The organism is Secundilactobacillus collinoides DSM 20515 = JCM 1123 (assembly GCF_001435975.1).
Classification (GTDB): Bacteria; Bacillota; Bacilli; order Lactobacillales; family Lactobacillaceae; genus Secundilactobacillus; species Secundilactobacillus collinoides.
Genome location: NZ_AYYR01000014.1, coordinates 20,514 through 37,837, shown reverse-complemented (window position 1 = coordinate 37,837; position 17,324 = coordinate 20,514). Strand labels below are relative to the sequence as shown.

General features: G+C 45.8%; 18 protein-coding genes. 1 reads left to right on the top strand and 17 read right to left on the bottom strand.

All coding sequences use genetic code 11. The annotated features are described in order from the left end of the window. The first annotated feature begins 374 nt into the window (after window positions 1–374). Window positions 375–851, top strand: a complete 477-nt coding sequence (locus FC82_RS04170; RefSeq protein WP_054760802.1) for a universal stress protein — start codon at window positions 375–377, stop codon at window positions 849–851. 58 nt (window positions 852–909) lie between these two features. Here the strand turns inward: FC82_RS04170 and FC82_RS04165 are convergent, their stop codons facing one another. The 17 genes from FC82_RS04165 to murA form a co-directional block, all read right to left on the bottom strand. Beyond that, entirely contained in the window at window positions 910–1,455 is a 546-nt protein-coding gene (locus FC82_RS04165; protein ID WP_065101471.1) for a DNA-3-methyladenine glycosylase I, read from the bottom strand. Window positions 1,456–1,490: 35 nt separating this feature from the next. Continuing rightward, window positions 1,491–3,119: a glycerophosphodiester phosphodiesterase family protein gene (locus FC82_RS04160; RefSeq protein ID WP_161939740.1), complete on the bottom strand. Its 1,629-nt coding sequence runs from the start codon at window positions 3,117–3,119 to the stop codon at window positions 1,491–1,493. A gap of 322 nt (window positions 3,120–3,441) precedes the next feature. After that, entirely contained in the window at window positions 3,442–4,416 is a 975-nt protein-coding gene (locus tag FC82_RS04155; protein WP_056996289.1) for a DUF2785 domain-containing protein, read from the bottom strand. 100 nt (window positions 4,417–4,516) lie between these two features. After that, the gene (locus tag FC82_RS04150; protein WP_056996288.1) at window positions 4,517–5,293 is read right to left on the bottom strand and encodes a hypothetical protein; all 777 of its coding nucleotides are present in this window, start codon (window positions 5,291–5,293) and stop codon (window positions 4,517–4,519) included. Then, window positions 5,283–6,155: an ABC transporter ATP-binding protein gene (locus tag FC82_RS04145; protein WP_056996287.1), complete on the bottom strand. Its 873-nt coding sequence runs from the start codon at window positions 6,153–6,155 to the stop codon at window positions 5,283–5,285. The genes FC82_RS04150 and FC82_RS04145 overlap by 11 nt, the downstream gene beginning before the upstream one ends. Next, window positions 6,152–6,523: a GntR family transcriptional regulator gene (locus tag FC82_RS04140; protein WP_056996286.1), complete on the bottom strand. Its 372-nt coding sequence runs from the start codon at window positions 6,521–6,523 to the stop codon at window positions 6,152–6,154. The genes FC82_RS04145 and FC82_RS04140 overlap by 4 nt, the downstream gene beginning before the upstream one ends. A 64-nt stretch (window positions 6,524–6,587) precedes the next feature. Further along, complete coding sequence (locus FC82_RS04135) at window positions 6,588–8,399, bottom strand: FtsX-like permease family protein (protein ID WP_056996285.1); 1,812 nt, start codon at window positions 8,397–8,399, stop codon at window positions 6,588–6,590. A gap of 11 nt (window positions 8,400–8,410) precedes the next feature. Continuing rightward, a complete protein-coding gene (locus FC82_RS04130) occupies window positions 8,411–9,166 on the bottom strand; it encodes an ABC transporter ATP-binding protein (RefSeq protein ID WP_054760762.1) in 756 nt (251 codons plus the stop codon). Between the two features lie 416 nt (window positions 9,167–9,582). Further along, window positions 9,583–10,413, bottom strand: a complete 831-nt coding sequence (locus tag FC82_RS04125) for a MetQ/NlpA family ABC transporter substrate-binding protein (protein WP_056996284.1) — start codon at window positions 10,411–10,413, stop codon at window positions 9,583–9,585. Between the two features lie 29 nt (window positions 10,414–10,442). After that, window positions 10,443–11,126 carry a methionine ABC transporter permease gene (locus tag FC82_RS04120; RefSeq protein ID WP_054760765.1) on the bottom strand — a complete coding sequence of 228 codons (684 nt, stop codon included), beginning with the start codon at window positions 11,124–11,126 and terminating at the stop codon, window positions 10,443–10,445. Then, window positions 11,119–12,153 (bottom strand): methionine ABC transporter ATP-binding protein, encoded by a 1,035-nt coding sequence (locus FC82_RS04115; RefSeq protein ID WP_056996283.1) that lies wholly within the window; start codon window positions 12,151–12,153, stop codon window positions 11,119–11,121. The genes FC82_RS04120 and FC82_RS04115 overlap by 8 nt, the downstream gene beginning before the upstream one ends. Before the next feature lie 398 nt (window positions 12,154–12,551). Continuing rightward, window positions 12,552–12,854 carry a glycine cleavage system H family protein gene (locus FC82_RS04110; RefSeq protein WP_054760767.1) on the bottom strand — a complete coding sequence of 101 codons (303 nt, stop codon included), beginning with the start codon at window positions 12,852–12,854 and terminating at the stop codon, window positions 12,552–12,554. Between the two features lie 60 nt (window positions 12,855–12,914). Further along, window positions 12,915–14,120, bottom strand: a complete 1,206-nt coding sequence (locus FC82_RS04105) for an FtsW/RodA/SpoVE family cell cycle protein (RefSeq protein ID WP_056996282.1) — start codon at window positions 14,118–14,120, stop codon at window positions 12,915–12,917. Between the two features lie 98 nt (window positions 14,121–14,218). Next, window positions 14,219–14,437 carry a DUF2969 domain-containing protein gene (locus tag FC82_RS04100; RefSeq protein WP_054760770.1) on the bottom strand — a complete coding sequence of 73 codons (219 nt, stop codon included), beginning with the start codon at window positions 14,435–14,437 and terminating at the stop codon, window positions 14,219–14,221. Between the two features lie 159 nt (window positions 14,438–14,596). Further along, on the bottom strand, window positions 14,597–14,872 hold the full coding sequence (gene yidD, locus FC82_RS04095) for a membrane protein insertion efficiency factor YidD (RefSeq protein ID WP_056996281.1): 276 nt from the start codon (window positions 14,870–14,872) through the stop codon (window positions 14,597–14,599). Between the two features lie 11 nt (window positions 14,873–14,883). Further along, complete coding sequence (gene mreB, locus FC82_RS04090) at window positions 14,884–15,894, bottom strand: rod shape-determining protein (RefSeq protein ID WP_054760772.1); 1,011 nt, start codon at window positions 15,892–15,894, stop codon at window positions 14,884–14,886. Between the two features lie 110 nt (window positions 15,895–16,004). Then, window positions 16,005–17,309 carry a UDP-N-acetylglucosamine 1-carboxyvinyltransferase gene (murA, locus tag FC82_RS04085; protein WP_054760774.1) on the bottom strand — a complete coding sequence of 435 codons (1,305 nt, stop codon included), beginning with the start codon at window positions 17,307–17,309 and terminating at the stop codon, window positions 16,005–16,007. Window positions 17,310–17,324 lie beyond the last annotated feature (15 nt).

The following is a 17,324-nucleotide window of genomic DNA, read 5'->3' as shown; positions in this document are numbered from 1 at the left end:
CGCTTGAGCGGATCATTGAAGCCTATTTTCTGAAAGTGATCGGCAGGCTGCTTTATTGTTGGCGCCGTGTTTTAATTATTCTGAAAGATGTTGTCGCTGCCATCTTCGGTAAGCGTCACCTTTTATTTTCTGAAAAGTTCATCTTCTCACTACGCTCCGGTCCTCGAGTTGAAACGAGCTCCTCAAGGCAAGGGCCAACAGCCTAACGGATTCTGAGCCCAAAAATCAGGCTCGGGCTTTTGGGCTCAAAGTCCGTTAGGCGCCGCCCCTTAGACGCCTGGCTCTACTCTCTTTGAAAACGCCACCACTTTTTTCTTTTTATTTTCGGCAAAATAACGTAAGATAGAGTTAACAAGTGAGAGAGGTGAGTCATGATGCTACAACAATACAATCATATCTTAGTACCAGTAGATGGTTCCTACGAGGCTGAATTAGCCTTCAAGAAAGCCGTTGCCGTTGCCAAACGGAATGATGCGGACCTTCATTTGGTTCACGTTGTGGATACGCGAGCGTTTCAAAATATTTCTAGTTTTGATACAACCATGGTGGAAGAAGTGACCGATACCGCCAAGAAGACTCTGGACAAATACATCCAAGAAGCTAAGGATGCCGGAATTTCTGATGTGGATTACTCAATCGAGTACGGTGCGCCAAAAACCATCATTTCCCGTGAAATTCCAAAGAAGTTAGACATTGATCTGATTATGATTGGTGCCACTGGTTTGAACGCTGTTGAACGTCTCTTGATTGGTTCTGTTACCGAATATGTAACACGGACCGCCGTTTGCGACGTGCTGGTTGTTAGAACGGATCAGGAAAACAAACCTGCTCAAAAGACAACTGGTGAATAATCATTTTAAAAAGCGCGACAACAAGGAAAAATCCTTGCTGTCGCGCTTTTTTGGTTTCTTAAAGTAATTCTGCGCGGCGATAGCACCCAGTATCATGGTCGTTGACCACGCCAGATGCTTGCAAAAACGCATAACAGGACTTTAACCCGATCCGTTTGAACCCTAAATGACTAAGTGTATGCACCAAATCAGCATTGAACCGGGCGACCACGTCAGCCTCATGCACTTGCCGCAAAAGGACCGCGTTCGCCCAGACTGCCTCACTAAACGACCAATCGAGGTCATGCAGCGCCACAAGCACCTTGGCGTTCGTCACGATGGCATCGATTTTTTGGTGATTGCGAATAATGGTTTCATTGCCATAAAGTGCCTCGAGCTGTTCCCTAGTTAGCAAAGCCAATCGTTCGGGGTCAAAATCATAAAGTGCCTCCCGCAACGCTGGTCGATAACTTAACACCAGTTGCCAATTCAATCCTGCCTGAAAAATTTCCAGTGACAAATTCTCAAACAACTGGCGTTCATCCCGAGTGGGAACGCCCCACTCTAGATCGTGGTACAGCAATAATTGGGTGCTCTTGGCTGCCCACGCACAACGTTCTGTCATGCTCATCATCTCCTTTACGTATACCTACGTAAAGGTCAGATAAATTGGCTGATTAAACTTTGAATAATTGCCCAATTAAAACGACTCGGCTGTTCGCGATTCATTTCCTGCAGCACGTTAAGCCGGTCAGTAATCTGCCCATCAACGCCGTAGACCCGCATCAACTGCATCTGACTGAGGTGGTTCGGGGTCCATGCAAAGACGGGTGCACCAATGGAATGCGCCTGTTGCACAATGGTTTTGCCAAGGCCGATTGCCTGCACCGAATAAAAGTCTGCGGGTAATTTTTTAATCGAAACCAGATTGAAGGGTACGATGTAACCGACGATCAGGTTCGGTGACAATTTTTTCAATTCACTCACGGTATGATAGTTCATGGTATGCACAAAATCGCGATTTGCTACCAACGTATTGCCATACTGTTTAACAAATCGTTTGGCCAAATTTTTTGAATCATCCGGCGTCACTTTAATTTCAACAATGACCCGTTGTTTAAAGCTTTTAGCGACCTTTAAATAGTCTGCTAGATCCGTTAGATAAGTTTTACGCCCATCTTCATTGACCTTCACCGTTGTCAGTTTTTTCAAGGAAGTTTTTTGGATATTTTCCGTTTTGCCATTACGTGCCTCGCGCACCGTTTGATTATGGCACACGACAAACTTGCCATCGCTGGTCTCCTGCACATCGATCTCAACATAACTAGGATTATGCTTCACTGTCTTCTCCAAAGAATCCAATGTGTTCGGAACCCCATTATTTTCAATCGCCCCCCGGTGCGCCACCGTTGTGGACTCAGAGGCAGGAGAACTAAAGTGAAAGGCTTGGAGACTAAACAGCGCAACCAGCAACAAGACCAACCCAGTTGGAAACCACGCCATTGTGTGCGTTGCATCATAGTTGTCAAAAACAGGCGTAAAGGATGGCTGTCCCAATGCTTCCCAAACGATGGCCACCATCAAACAACTTAGTGCCATGACGGTGAAGGTAATTAAAATAATCATGATGACGATACTGATCAGTTTCCCAAGTGATTGCGATGAAATCATTGTAGATAAGGCTCGGAAACCGAAAATAACGGCTTCATCGATAATGACGACCGGCACCATTAACCGAATAAACGGCCGAATAAAAACGCGTTGAAATTGCCAAAGCGTTTTTAAACCGTGCCGTCGCGGTTCGTGGCGGTTAATGATACTGTTAACGACCCGGTACGTGACGAACATAAACAAAGTCAGCACAATCAAGTAGCAGATAAAAACCACAACCAACCAGTAGTGGCGGTACATGACAAAATTATCCATCATGTGCCGTGGCACTGTCACAAGATTGATGAGCGCCGATGAAAATCCGACGTCGCCAAATGGCGCCCAAATCACCACCAACAACAGTTCCATGCCAATCAGCGGCAACCAATGTTTCTTAAATCGCCGCCAAGCGGTGAGCAGAAGCAAGTCGTTTTGATTTAAAAGCTGATTCGATGCAAATAGCGCCGTGGTGACAAGGGTCACTTCAAAAGGCAACCCAGCCAGAAAACACACGACCAAAACCAGCTTGGCAACGACCAGGCCGGCATTTAACATGAGAATTTGCATGGTCATGAGCAGGGCCATTAACAGCAGCCAGCCAAGATTGACTGAGCGAACTTTTAATAACCGATAGCTCATAGAAAATAAGCGTTTATAATAACTCGACTTCATGTTGGTGTCCTTTACTATAGAGTGTGGAGAAAGGCGGTTACGGGACGGTGCGTAAGCGTCTTCGGGCAATAAATTTCAAACTTGTATCTATTTGCCGGAAGTTACTTTAAGCGCAGTCCCTGGTCTTTCGAAACACGTTTCAGCTTTGATGCCTAAAACGTGAGCAGCTAAAGTTGTTGATGAGAAGACACCTCGCCTTCCATAACGCACTTCAGCTATTGTGCTTAGAACAACGCGCCACCCCAGAATCATAAATCATGGGGTGGCATTAGCGCTAATTTCGCTGTGTTCAAGCCAGAAAATCAATAATTGAATTCAAATAATCCATAATTTGATCGTTAAAATCATGTCTGATGATCATTGCTTCAATAAGGCGGCCACGGTTATAAACCCGGTTCCAGACCCCTTCACTTTCAGCAGACTGGATAATAATCATTTCTTGACGCCAACGTTTAAGCTGGGTTAAAAAATAATCCGCGTAAAGCTGATTTTTATTTGTTAAACGCGAGAAATAGCCGGCTAACCGTTGCGGTTCACCAAAAATCAGTGCTCCGTCCAATTGTTTATAGCGTTCAATAATCAAGGCCAGCAACAACAGCTTATCCGCCCGCGTGAGTCGTGAGCGTTCAGACAATTCATCCAACAAATTACCGATGTGCGTGTAGGCGTGTGCCCAGCCCTGTTGGCCAACAAACCCACGGGTATCGCGCTCCAGCAACACATACAATGCAAATTGGTCGACCACCTGGGCTTCTAATTCGTCATCCAAAAAATGGTAAGCGACTCGGTCAGCATAAATCACCACCGAAAGCAGCAAGACCGCAAAGGAACGTTGATATACAGCATCGTTTTCGGGTTCCAAAATGTGACCGAATAAGACACTATCGCTGCTGAGATACCGCACCATCATCGTCATCTGACTGTTCGTCAGTAAGTGTTGTTGAATCAGGTCGTTAAATAGGAAATAGATCCCCTTATCCCGAATTTTCGGATCTGGGGACCCAATATGATGGAGCAAGGAAATAACATCCTGATCACGCAATTCAGTTAGTGCCTCATTTTGAATCTGGTCGTTCAGCTGTAACAACAACGGCCTAATGCCATCGTCATCATCCGGCAGCTGAACTGGGGTCTGTGGCACAGTCTTGACGTCCTTGATTAAACTCTCAAGCTTTGGGCCCAGTGACTGGTACAGCTCACCCGCGTTAACCTCGTTTTTATAGGTCTCCAACTGGTGCCGTAACGTCTCAATTTGATTGTCCACAATGTTCGCCCCATTTCTAATTTAGTTTAAAAGCGTTAATTTTGCTAATAATGACATTTTAGCATGTTTCGGCCAAGATTAATAATGCAACAGGTGTCATTTAACGTGGCACGCGTAATTTAAGCGTAAATCCGTACGAAATGCCAAGCATGATCAGAATATAAACCGCGCCGGAAATCATCGGTGCAAACGGGTTTAGCTGCCCCACCGCCTGCTTATGATACCCCGCCATAAAGGTGAGTACATCGTAGATCCAAGTTAGTTTAAGGCTGCTGGTAGTGTTTACCGAGATCAGCACTGTCAAAATGATAAACAACAGTATGGGAATACCAACCACCAGCGTGACCTGGATTCGCCGACTGAACAACCCTAAAAGACTGCCGACTGCCATGCTGGTTGCTAAGAAGCACCCAATAAACAACACGGTGATCACAACTACCGAAAGCCAGTCAATAGCCTTGTTGTGGAAGTACTTGCCATAGAGTTCAAAAAACATCATACTGCCGCCGTGGCGGGTCGTAATGACATTTTCATATATCCAGCCGTATAAAATATTGATCAATTCCCCAAAGAGAATGATGACCCCAAGAGCTGCCGTTTTTGACCAAAAATAGGTTTTCCGGCCAATACCGTTTTGAATAAACAGCTTAAAGCCATCATAGGTGATAGCGCCATAAACAATCAGGTAAAAGCCCAGAACGATAGCGGTCAGACCGCCAGGAAGGGCGTCAGCCAAGGTATAGTGCTGAGCTTGGCCGAGAATCACGGTAATCAGGGCGGGTAAAATGACGATTCCCGCAACTGCGCACGCATAAAAGAAGCCCAATGTCTTCAGATAGGTTCTTAATAGATAGGAAAAAGCAACTTTAAATCTCACGATGGCCCCCCTGACTTGTTAGGTAGATAAAGAGTTTCTGCAGGTCAATATGACTGACCGTAACAGTATCCGGAATCTCCCGGTCATTATCCAACTTGCCGTATACGTACTGGACCAGCAAGTTTCCCAGACTCTCGCGTCCAATCACGTTCAATCCTTCAGTGTACGTCTGAACTTCTGTTGACGGTCCGGTAATCGCATAGCCTTCCTGCAGCACGTTTTCCGTCGTATCGTTGATCATTAATCGGTGGTCTTGAATCACGAATACCCGCTCGATAACGTTAGCTATTTCTTCAATTAAATGGGTTGAGATCACAAACGTCCGTGGCCTTTCCGCATAGCTATCGATCAATTCTTCATAGAACAGTTGACGGTGGTTTGCATCCAGTCCCAGAGTGGGTTCGTCCAAGAAAACGTAATCCACATCGACGGCTAGGGCAATAATCAATTTCATGACCGAGCGATACCCGGTAGACAACTTGTTGAACCGGGTCCGCGGGTCGAGTTCAAATTTTGCAACCAGCGCATCCGCATAATCCTTGTCAAAGCCCTGATATAAGTCAGCCGTCAGTTTAAAAATCTCGCTGACCGGCATCCGTGATGGGTAAAGATTGGCTTCACTCATCATGTAAATACGGTTCAGCAGGGCATCGTTATTGGTCACGTTGCCCCCGCCGATAGTCACCATCCCCGCCGGACTAGGCAGCCGATTAGTGATGAGGTTTAACAGCGTACTTTTCCCGGCGCCGTTTCGCCCCAACAACCCATAAATGGTATTTGGCTCAATCGTTAAATTAATATCGGCCAGCACCGTCTGCTTCCCAAATTGCTTGGATAAGTGCGTCACTTTTATCGCATTCATGATCGCTCAAACCCCCTCTTCACCATCTCAATAATGGCCGTTTCCGGTAATGATAATTTTTTAGCCTCACTGACCAGGTTGGACACGAAATCAGCGTAGAACTCATCCTGCCGTTTCGTCCGAATTTTGTCATTCGCGCCAGTCGTCACAAACATGCCTAACCCCCGTTTTTTTTCTAAAAAGCCGCTGTCCACAAGGATGTTCATTCCCTTCAGCACCGTTGCCGGGTTGATGTGGAACTGTTTTGAAATTTCCGTGGTGGATGGCACTTGTTCACCCTCCTGAAAACTATTTAAGAAGATGGCCTCTTCCAATTGATCAGCCACCTGCAGATACAGCGGTTCTGTACTGTCAAAATTAAACTGCATTATTCACCACCCGCTTTTGGCTATATTCCTTCCCATCATTTTTTAGTGACACAACCGCTCGCGCCTAATTGTTAATTTGAATCTCCGGCAATACGATTCGTTCGTATAGTCTCACAGTAATCACATAGTAAATGATATACAACAGAATAAAGATTGTAAATGGTATCCAGATCTGATCGTACGGATTTATCATCAATAGTTTAAATAGTTGGAGACCAAACAGGACATGAATGACGCCGACAATGCCAGGCAGGGTGAATAATACGCCCACTTCACGGTTGATTGAGCGACGCAGGATACCGCCACGAGTGCCCAATTTGTTCAGCATGTTATATCGCTGCTTATCGCTTGATGCCCCACTCAAGATTTTGAACATGAGACAGCTGGCAAGCATCGCAAGAAACGCAATTCCAAGGAATAGGCCCATGAATTCAAGGCCACCGTAAATAGCTGTACTGAGCACCAGCATCCCGTAACCGCCGGGAAGGACAGTCCCAGCAGCCAAGTTTTCACCCTTTTGAATAGTCTTCAACGCCTGCTGGTCGGCTTTTAAATTCGCCACTCGGAAAACCAGCAGCTTGTGAGCTGTGCCCTTTATGCGCGCAAACTGTGCCGCTGAAACCACTTTCGCGATCTTCGTCTGCTGAGCGCCCGACTGAAGCAATTCCAAGTCCACTGGGTTCTTTTGAAGCTGTGTCGTGCTCATTGTGCCGTAATGAACGGTAACGTTGCTACGGTGCTGTTTTTGCAGTTCTGCGAGCGTTGTAGTGACGCGTTGCAACGGTGTTGTTTTTAATTCAGCAGCGTTGTAATAGACCGTGGTCTTCGTTTCTTTTTGCTGGTAAGTGGCCTTAGTAGCCAACTTTAACTGGTCAACACGTTTTTGAGTTACCGTTGTTGCATCTGGAATTGCCATTGTATATGGTGAATTAACGTTTGCCATCAGGTCGATCTGCCGGTGAAATCCAATGCCGACCGTTATCGCACCAAGTGCCAAGGCAAACAAAATCGACACGACTGACAGCATTTTTGTGTAGTTGCGAATACGAAATTGCAACTGTGACAATGTGAAGGTGTTAAGTCCTTTAGTCGCCCAGGATGTTCGCTTTAGTAAGAGTACCAGCCAAATAAAAATTGCATTAAATAGAAAATAGGTCCCTGAGACGATGGTGACAAGCGCAATCAGAATTGCGAACAGACCAATTGTCTGAACGTGCGCCATGCAGTAATAGCCAACAGCAAGTAAGATCAGTCCGCCGATGACTTGCACCACTTGCAAAACGGGTTTCAATACGGGTCGGTTAGGCTGCTGATCACCCTTTAGTAATTGCAGAACCTGAGTCTTCGTCAAACTCAACCAGTTCACAACACCCGCAATAAGGAAGAGCCCAAGGTAGAGCCCAACAGTTGTAACAACAGCGGGTAAGTAAAACGCACTGAAGTGTTTCAGTCGGCTGCCGATCACCACTGACATCATGAAGTTGCCAAGCGTGCCGGTCAATAACCAGCCAACCAAGATACCGATAACGCTAGCAATGACCCCGATCACCACCGTTTCCAGCAGGATCAGCTGGCCAATCTTCCGCTGTTTGGCGCCCAGCATCATAAACATTCCGTAATCGTGACGGCGCATACTCATTAAAAATGAATTGGCATAGAAGATGTAGACGAGTGTGATGATGGTCAACAGCACAGCGCCCAGTTGAAAGATGAAACTGGCGCCCGACACCGACGTGTTATTTTTGATAAATGACTGGTTGGTAGCCAGCGCCTCAAACATGTAGAAAATGGCACTGGACATTACCAGCCCTGAAAAAAGCACCACGTAGTCTTTTAACCGGCTTTTGATCCCGGCAAATGCTAATTTGTTTAACACGATGTTTCCTCCTAGTTGAATGTGCCCAGAGCATCAAGTATCTCTTGGTAGAATGCCTGTTGCGTGCGGCCTTCCCGGTGCAGTGTTTGCCCGATTTTGCCATCTTTAATGAACAGGATCCTCTGGCAATAGCTGGCCGAAAAGGGATCATGGGTCACCAGCAATACTGGGACGCGCTGCTCATGATTAACGCTCGTCAGCATTTCCAGCAGGTCCCTTGCGCTATTGGAATCAAGAGCTCCCGTAGGTTCATCACCAAACAGGATGGTTGGCTGCGCAACCAATGCCCGCGCCGCCGCTACCCGTTGCTTTTGACCACCCGAAATTTCAGTTGGGTACTTTGGCAATGTCTCGGCAATTGATAACTGACTAGCAACGGCATCAACGGCCATTTTAATTTTCGAACTTGCCATGTTCTGTAACGACAACGGCAAGGCGATGTTCTCATAGTTGGTCAGATTTTCCAGCAGGTTGAAATCTTGAAAAATAAAGCCGACTTTTTTTGCCCGGAAGTCAGCAATCTGGTTACCCTTTAAAGTCGTCACATCCTGCTGATCAATGGTCACCTTGCCGCTAGTTGGCTGGTCAAGTGTGGCTAAGATGTTTAACAGTGTTGACTTTCCAGAACCCGAAGCTCCCATGATACCAACAAATTCACCAGGCTGAACGTCAAAGTCGATTCCCTTCAACGCTTCATATTGTTTCTCCCCCGCCTTACCATAGGTTTTGTGTAGGTCTCGCACTGAGACAACTGCGTTTGCGTTCATGTCGAACTCCTCCATCGTCTTAATTGGTTAGTTACTCATGTAGTTAACTATAAAGGGTGGCCTTTTAAAAGTCAATAACGTTTTTTAGATCAATGGCTTCAACTGATATTGGACTTCACACAAAAAAACTGCCAACAAATGGTTAGCAGTTTTTTTGTGTCCCATCTCTATGACGATTTTGAGCGCCTCGTCCAAGTCGCCATACCAGTGAATCCACTTTTCAGAAGGTGCGTGGGACGATGGTCGGTATTACGCCCAGAATAAAAAAAGTTCCCACCTGAAAGCCCAAATTTGGGTTTTCAGGTGGGAACTTACATGGTTCTTTTATGGTTGGGAGCGGTCGTTTGTTGCCCGTTCATAGGCACATAGCCTTATTACCCAGCCTCTTTAGTACTTCATTTGCCTGACCTTAGTCTCTAGTATGCCTTAGCAGGTAAAACGGCACCCTTGTAGTGCTTGTAGATCCACTTTTGAGTAGACTTAGATTGCAAAGCCTTCATCAACTTCTTGATGGCCGGCTTGTTCTGGTCACCCTTCCGGACAGCAACAACGTTGACGTACGGTGATGACTTCTTTTCAGTTGCAATGGCATCTTTCCGGGGATCCAAACCGGATTGAACGGCATAGTTAGCGTTAATAAAGACAACGTCGCCTTCACCCTGCTTGTAGATGGTAGGCATCAACTTAGGTTCGTAACTGTGCTTGAACTTCAGATGACGCGGGTTCGAGGTAATATCTGAGAAGTTGGCAGTGGTGATATCAATGCCCTTCTTGATCTTGATCAGTCCAGCGTCCTTCAGAATGGTCAAGACACGGCCATAATCAGGAGTGTTGCTGCTGACAAGAATTGTTGACCCGTCCTTAACATCCTTCAAACTCTTGTACTTCTTTGAGTAAGCTGAGATTGGTTCCAAATGAACGCCGCCGGCACTAACTAAGGTACCGTGGTTTTCCTTGTTCCATTGCTTCAAGAATGGAATGTGTTGGAAGTAGTTTGCATCCAATTCCTTGTCGGCTAACGCCTTGTTAGGCATTACGTAGTCTTGGAACACTTTGATCTTTAAGTTAATACCCTCTTTTTTAAGTTGTGGTTTAACATGTTTTAAAATTTGAGCATGCGGCACTGGTGAAGCGCCCACAGTCAAAGTGGTCATCTTCTTACTTGAAGACTTACTCCCACAACCCACTAACAATACGGCGGTTGCCGCAACACCTAACACACCTAACACACGTCTTGATAACTTCATGATGATTCCTCCCAAAAAGTTGTTTTCTTTTATAATGTCCGCTTATCAATTCGGCGAACAAGAAAATCCCCAATAAATTGAAACACAAACACAATGAGTACAATAATCACGGTCGCTACTAACACGATGGTGTTATTGTTGGTCTCAAACCCGTCGATGTACGCCAGGTTACCTAAACCACCAGCCCCAATGGCACCGGCCATTGCGGTATACCCAATTAACGAGATGGTGGTGACAGTTGCTTCAGAAACCAGCGCCGGCATACTTTCCGGAATCAGTACCTTTAAAATGATCTGCGTCTCGCTGGCCCCCATGGCCTCAGCCGCTTCGATCACCCCGTGATCAATTTCGTGTAACGCAACCTCGACCATCCGCGCATAAAACGGCGCCGCTGAAACGATCAACGATGGCAGAGCCGCCGTGGGGCCAATGATGGTACCCACGAGGTTCTTGGTGATCGGCAATAATAGCAGAATCAAAATGATAAACGGAATTGACCGGAAAACGTTAACGAACAGCGATACTAACCAGTTCAATGCCTTGGCAAAGAAGTTATTACTGTCGCCGGTTTCAAACAGCAGCAGCCCTAACAAAATACCCAAAATGACAACGACGACCATTGAAACCAAGGTCATCCAAATCGTTTCCCAAGTTGCGCCCCACATACTGTTCCAATCAACGGTATGAAACGCGAAGTATGACCCATTAGTCATGGTGAATGACCTCCGTTTCTACCCGCATCTTCTTTAACAGCGCCTGAGCGCCATCGATGCTTTCTTGTTCACCAATCAGCTGTAAGAACAGCGACCCGATCGCGCCCTCTTGTGTTTGGTGGATACTGCCTTCAATGATGCTGACCTGAAGATCCGGATACTTATGAATCATCTCCGAAACAATCGGCAGCTTGGCCTGATCACCGTGGAAGACTAGTTGGATCAAAACCCCTTGCGGATAATTCTTGATCAAATCGGCCAACACGATGTTGGTATCAGCAAGTGATGGGTCAACTTCCTTGTTAACGAACCTCTTTGTAATCTCCTGCTTGGGGTTACGGAAAACATCGAACACGGTGCCGCGTTCAACGACTTTTCCCTCTTCCATCACAGCAACGTGATCACAAATTTTACGGATCGCATGCATTTCATGAGTGATCAAAACAATCGTCAAATTCAACTGTTTGTTGATTTTCAGCAAGAGGTCCAGCACTTCATCCGTTGTTTGCGGATCCAGTGCACTCGTTGCTTCATCTGAAATTAAGATTTCCGGATCGTTGGCCAATGCTCTGGCAACCCCGACCCGTTGTTTTTGGCCACCGGATAGCTCTGACGGGTACGAATTTTCCCGACCCGTCAGTCCAACCAAATCAACCAGTCGTTGCGCCTTGTCGCGCCGTTCCTTCTTACTGACACCGGCAACTTCCAGAGGGAACAAGACGTTTTGAATCACCGTCCGCGACCAGAGTAAGTTAAAGTGTTGGAAGATCATGCCGATTTTTTGACGCTTTTTTCTTAACGCTGTACCGCTTAATTCTGAAATCTTGTCGCCGTTGATATCGATTGCCCCGCTGGTGGGTGTTTCCAACCCATTTAACATCCGCACAAGGGTCGATTTACCAGCTCCGGAATACCCGACGACACCGTAGATCTCGCCGTCCTCAATGTTGAAGTTAACGTGTTGGACAGCATTTAATGTCCCGTCCTTAGTTGTAAATGTTTTCGACACGTCCTTAAATTCAATCAACTGATATCCCCTCCTTTTCCATAAATAACACTGTCATGTGACAAAATAAAAAACGCTTCGCCCAACTAGTCTAACACTAGTTAAGGACGAAGCGTTTCGCGTACCACCTTAGTTCGTCACTGTCTCGCGACAGCAACCTCAATGAGTCACCTAAATGACCCAACGCGATAGTGGACGTTAACCAGCCACGGCTCATTAAAAACTCACCGTCACAGTTATTGCAAGACCATCTTCGACCGTTTACCCGGGATCCTCTCTCACCTTGCGAGGACTCTCTAAGCCCGTTGCCCAGCCTACTCATCTTGCCACTTACTATTCAATTCAAGTCAATGACAAAAGTATACTCAGCTCAATTCTAAAAGTCAAGCAACACTTATCATCAAACTGTCATTTTAAAATTACGCCGTTTGAATATCGACTAACCATGCATCATCGACACTTGCGCTGTTCAAGGTGTCAAAGTCATTATCCAGTTGTGGATTAACCGCAGCAACCTTGCCGCTAACGGGACTGTCGATATCAGAAACGGCCTTTTCAGCTTCAACACTGATCAGTGTTGCGCCGGCCTTAACTGAATCGCCAACCTTTGGTAAATGTGCGAACTTGATGCTACCCAATTCGTCTTGACCAGCTTTAGTCAAACCCACGCGGGTCTTACCGTTAATTTCTTTGGTCCAAAAATAAGTTGCTTGTTCGTTCATTATCCTTCACCTCAACATTAAATTTTGACACACAATTTCAATCGGTTTTGAATTTGATGATCATTCAAATTCATCACTGCGACTGAACATGTAACTCTTATAATGATAACGCATCGACATGATTAAGCCAATCCCGATCATATTCCCAATCAATGCCGATCCACCTTGACTAACAAATGGTAATGGAATACCAGTCAGTGGTAAGAGCCCAATGTTCATCCCAATATTTTCAAACGTATGGAACAGGATCATCATGATGACACCCGTTGCAATATACGCATAAAAGACATTCTTAGTATCAAACGTGACCCGAATCATTTGGTAGATCAACAAGAAATACAGCAGAATCAGAATACAGCTGCCGACAAACCCGAAGTTTTCACCAATGACCGAGAAAATCATATCTGATTCTCGAACGGGCACATAAACTTTTGACACGTTATAGCCAGTTCCAAACACACCACCGGAACCAATGGCTTTCATACTTTGCCACAATTGATAAGATTGATTTGACGTTTCACCTGAAGGATCCAGCCAAGTATCGATACGTGAGAACTGGTAGGCTTGAAACCCCAATTTTTCCAGGATCTGCCGCCCACCAGTTGTGACCACTAACATCAGCGTGCTGCCACCGATTGCGCTTGCGCCGATGCCAATTGGAAGAATGATTTTCCACGTAATACCTGAAATTAATACTAACCCGGCGAAGATGGCAAAGAACACCAGCATCGTCCCAAAGTCATTTTGAAACTTCAGTAAAATTGGAATAGGAACCGTCCAAGCCAGCATCTTACCAATCAGCATCCAGTCAGTTCGTGCCGTGTGGTGATAGTACGTATGGTTGTGATCACTGATCACTCGAGCCATCATCAACACGTAGGCCGGTTTCATAACTTCAGACGGTTGAAACGTTAACGGGCCAATGGCGAACCAAGATTTAGCACCCGTTGACGCGTAGTACGACCGACTGTAAAAGACCAACACGGACGCAAGGAGGAAAATCCCTAGCCAGTAGGCAATCGGGGCAACCTTCCATAATTGTTCTGAGTCAAACTGCATAATGATGACAACGGCAATCGTCCCGATAACGTACCAGGCAACCTGTGAAACCATTTCTGACGTGACGTTTGTTGAACTTGAATCGTGAGTCGCCGCAACATAAATTGAGGCCAACCCAATAATGGCTAACATTAAAACACAAAAAATAACGCCATAGTCGATTCGTGATTCTTCTTCGTTTTTATTTTCACGAAGCTTTTCTGCCAAAACACGCCCCTCCTTTCACACTCAGCTTATATTATAAGCATTCACTAGTTGTTTGCGCTTATCTGAATGGCACTTTTAAGCCTTTTTTAGAAAACGCCCTAGTGGTGTAAATTGTAGGCCTGGATGAGGTATTCGATGCCGTCATCCTGTGTCTTGACTTTTACCGGTTGATCGCCATCAATATCGACCTCAAACGTTTTATCTGAAGGCTTAATGATGCCGATCACTTGATCTTTAATAGAAACCTGGAGAACGGTTAATTCTCCCTGTTGAACTTCATCGATGGCAACACCGATCGGTTGATTTTTCTTGGACATACTGAACTCCTTATTTTGTTTTACGACACATTAAAATAGAACAATCCTTATTTTAACGCATTTCTGTTTTAGAATCACTAGTAGCGTGGAGTGAAAAATACTGAACACCACCGTATGAGAAGATACTCACAAAAAAGAAAGCAGCCAATAACTTACTGACTACTTTAATTTCATTTCTTCAATATAGGCCATTTCGGCCTTTTTATTTCGGCGCAGGCTAAAATGATCTGGTACCGGATCGTAACCACCGTGCACCAGCGGGTTGCACCGCAAAATGCGAGCAATCCCCATCAGGGCACCCTTGATGGCACCGTGTTTTTGCAACGCTGTCAGCATATAGCTTGAACAGGTTGGCGAATAGCGACAGGTTGGCGGAAACAACGGTGAAATAAACCGTTGATACCCGCGGACCATGATCATCAGCACTTTTTTCATAACAGCCTCACTTACTTATTTGCTTTACGGCTCTTTTTCGAATTAGTGTCCATGTGTTCCAGTAAAACCCCGGCACCCTTGGCAACGTTATCCAACGGACTATCCGAAATAACAACCGGAACCTTTAAGCGGTCAATGAAGAGCTTATCGATGCCCTTTAAGAGAGCCCCACCACCGGTCAGCATGATACCGCGGTCAATGATATCTGATGCTAGTTCAGGCGGTACAATTTCAAGGACTTCTTTGGCAGCGTTGACGATTTGATCCATGACCACACTGATTGCTGGCCGGATCTCTTCAGCCGTAATTTCCACAGAACGCGGCATCCCAGTTACGGAATCACGTCCGCGAACTTCTAAACTGTCTTGGTCGTTCTCATCAAGATAAGCGGTACCAATTTGGATTTTAATGGTTTCAGCAGTACGTTCACCAATCTGCAGATTATGCTTGGTTTTCAAGTAATTAATGATGTTCACGTTCAGTTCGTCACCGGCGATCCGAATCGACTTGCTGGCCACAATATCGCCAAGCGAAAGGACGGCAATATCACTAGTCCCACCACCAATATCGATAACCATGTTCCCACGAGGTTTGAAAATATCCATCCCTGCACCAACAGCGGCAACTTTGGGTTCTTCTTCAAGATAGACTTTTGCACCACCTGATTTTTCAGCGGCTTGGATGATTGCCCGCCGCTCGATTTCAGTGATGTTTGTTGGGGCACAAATCATGATGTTCGGCTTTGATAAAAAGCCCTTCACATTCAACTTACTGATAAAGTAAGATAACATGCTCTCAGTAATGTCAAAATCTGAAATAACCCCATCCTTCAATGGTCGAATTGCCCGGATATTACTTGGTGTCCGGCCAACCATGCGATAAGCTTCTGACCCAACCGCAAGCACCTGGTTTGTCTTGGTGTCAACAGCGACCACTGACGGCTCGTTTAACACAATTCCCTTACCCACTGCGTAGATAAGTACATTGGCAGTTCCTAAATCAATACCAATATCTTTAGCCATCCTAATTGATTCCTCCTGAATTTAATATCTCAACCGTTAATTATAGCATAGCCCGTACCTCGAGACTATGTATCCATAAAAAAGATGGGGCAATTTAACCCCATCTTTACTTAATCTTGAGCTTTAGATTTCAAAACAACTTCTTCTTGTTCTGGAACTGAAACACGTTCGATTTCAGCCCCCAATGAGGCAAGCTTTTTGTGAAAATCGTAGTAGCCGCGATCCAAATACTTCAAGTTAGTCACTTGTGTGTATCCGTTAGCAACCAGCCCTGCAAGGACAAGTGCGGCAGCTGCCCGAAGATCAGTAGCGGCAACTTCAGCGCCGTTGAAATTCGTCGGACCATATAAAACGACTGTGCGACCCTCAATCTTGAAGTTCGCATTCATGCGTCGAAGTTCTTCCAAGTGCATAAACCGATTTTCAAAGACAGTTTCAGTCAAGGTACTAGTGCCCTTTGCTGCCAGTTGTAGTACTGACATTTGCGGTTGCATATCCGTTGGAAACCCTGGATGCGGCATCGTCTTCACGTTGGTTGGTTTCAAGACCTTTGGCCCAATAACGCGGACGCCTGCATCTTCATCAATTACCGTAACACCCATCTCTTCAAGTTTGGAAATCAGGGGCTTGTTGTGTTCAGAAATAGCATCCCTAACAAGGATGTCACCCTGAGTCAAGGCTGCAGCAACCATGAATGTCCCAGCTTCGATCCGGTCTTGGACAACGTGATGTGTCGTGCCGTGTAAGGCGGTCACACCTTCAACACGAATCGTCTCAGTGCCTGCCCCACGAACTTTTGCGCCCATCTTATTCAAGACGTTTGCCAAATCGACAATTTCCGGCTCGCGCGCAACGTTCTCAATTACTGTGGTACCCTTAGCCAACGTCGCAGCCATCATAATGTTTTGGGTGGCACCGACACTTGGAAAGTCCAAGTAGATGTTTGTCCCTACCAACTGATCAGCTTTCGCTTCGATGTAGCCGTCCTGTTGATTAATTGTAGCACCCAAGGCTTCGAAGCCCTTCAGATGCAGATCCACTGGTCGCGATCCAATCGCGCAACCGCCTGGCATTGCAACCCGTGTGTGTCCGTAACGAGCCAATAATGGGCCCATGACCACAATTGAGGCACGCATTTTTGATACATATTCAAACGGTGCTTGAGTCGACAGCTTCTTGGCGGCATTCAAACGCACTGTGTTGTGTGCTTCGTCGAACTCAACATCCAAATTCAAAAACTTTAAAACATTATTCATCGTATAAACGTCTGATAAAATCGGCACGTTTGTTAACACCATTTCATCGCGTTCTGCTAGGATCGATGCTGCCAATATTGGTAGTACCGCATTTTTTGCGCCTTCAATATGTACAGATCCTTGCAGACGGTTTCCGCCATGCACAATGATTTTTTCCACTTTAATTCCCTCCAC

Bases quoted from the DNA above. Each gene is read 5' to 3' on its own strand.
- FC82_RS04170 (WP_054760802.1), top strand. From the start codon at position 375: ATGCTACAACAATACAATCATATCTTAGTACCAGTAGATGGTTCCTAC.
- FC82_RS04165 (WP_065101471.1), bottom strand. From the start codon at position 1,455: ATGACAGAACGTTGTGCGTGGGCAGCCAAGAGCACCCAATTATTGCTG.
- FC82_RS04160 (WP_161939740.1), bottom strand. From the start codon at position 3,119: ATGAGCTATCGGTTATTAAAAGTTCGCTCAGTCAATCTTGGCTGGCTG.
- FC82_RS04145 (WP_056996287.1), bottom strand. From the start codon at position 6,155: ATGAATGCGATAAAAGTGACGCACTTATCCAAGCAATTTGGGAAGCAG.
- FC82_RS04140 (WP_056996286.1), bottom strand. From the start codon at position 6,523: ATGCAGTTTAATTTTGACAGTACAGAACCGCTGTATCTGCAGGTGGCT.
- FC82_RS04130 (WP_054760762.1), bottom strand. From the start codon at position 9,166: ATGAACGCAAACGCAGTTGTCTCAGTGCGAGACCTACACAAAACCTAT.
- FC82_RS04125 (WP_056996284.1), bottom strand. From the start codon at position 10,413: ATGAAGTTATCAAGACGTGTGTTAGGTGTGTTAGGTGTTGCGGCAACC.
- FC82_RS04120 (WP_054760765.1), bottom strand. From the start codon at position 11,126: ATGACTAATGGGTCATACTTCGCGTTTCATACCGTTGATTGGAACAGT.
- FC82_RS04110 (WP_054760767.1), bottom strand. From the start codon at position 12,854: ATGAACGAACAAGCAACTTATTTTTGGACCAAAGAAATTAACGGTAAG.
- FC82_RS04100 (WP_054760770.1), bottom strand. From the start codon at position 14,437: ATGTCCAAGAAAAATCAACCGATCGGTGTTGCCATCGATGAAGTTCAA.
- yidD (WP_056996281.1), bottom strand. From the start codon at position 14,872: ATGAAAAAAGTGCTGATGATCATGGTCCGCGGGTATCAACGGTTTATT.
- mreB (WP_054760772.1), bottom strand. From the start codon at position 15,894: ATGGCTAAAGATATTGGTATTGATTTAGGAACTGCCAATGTACTTATC.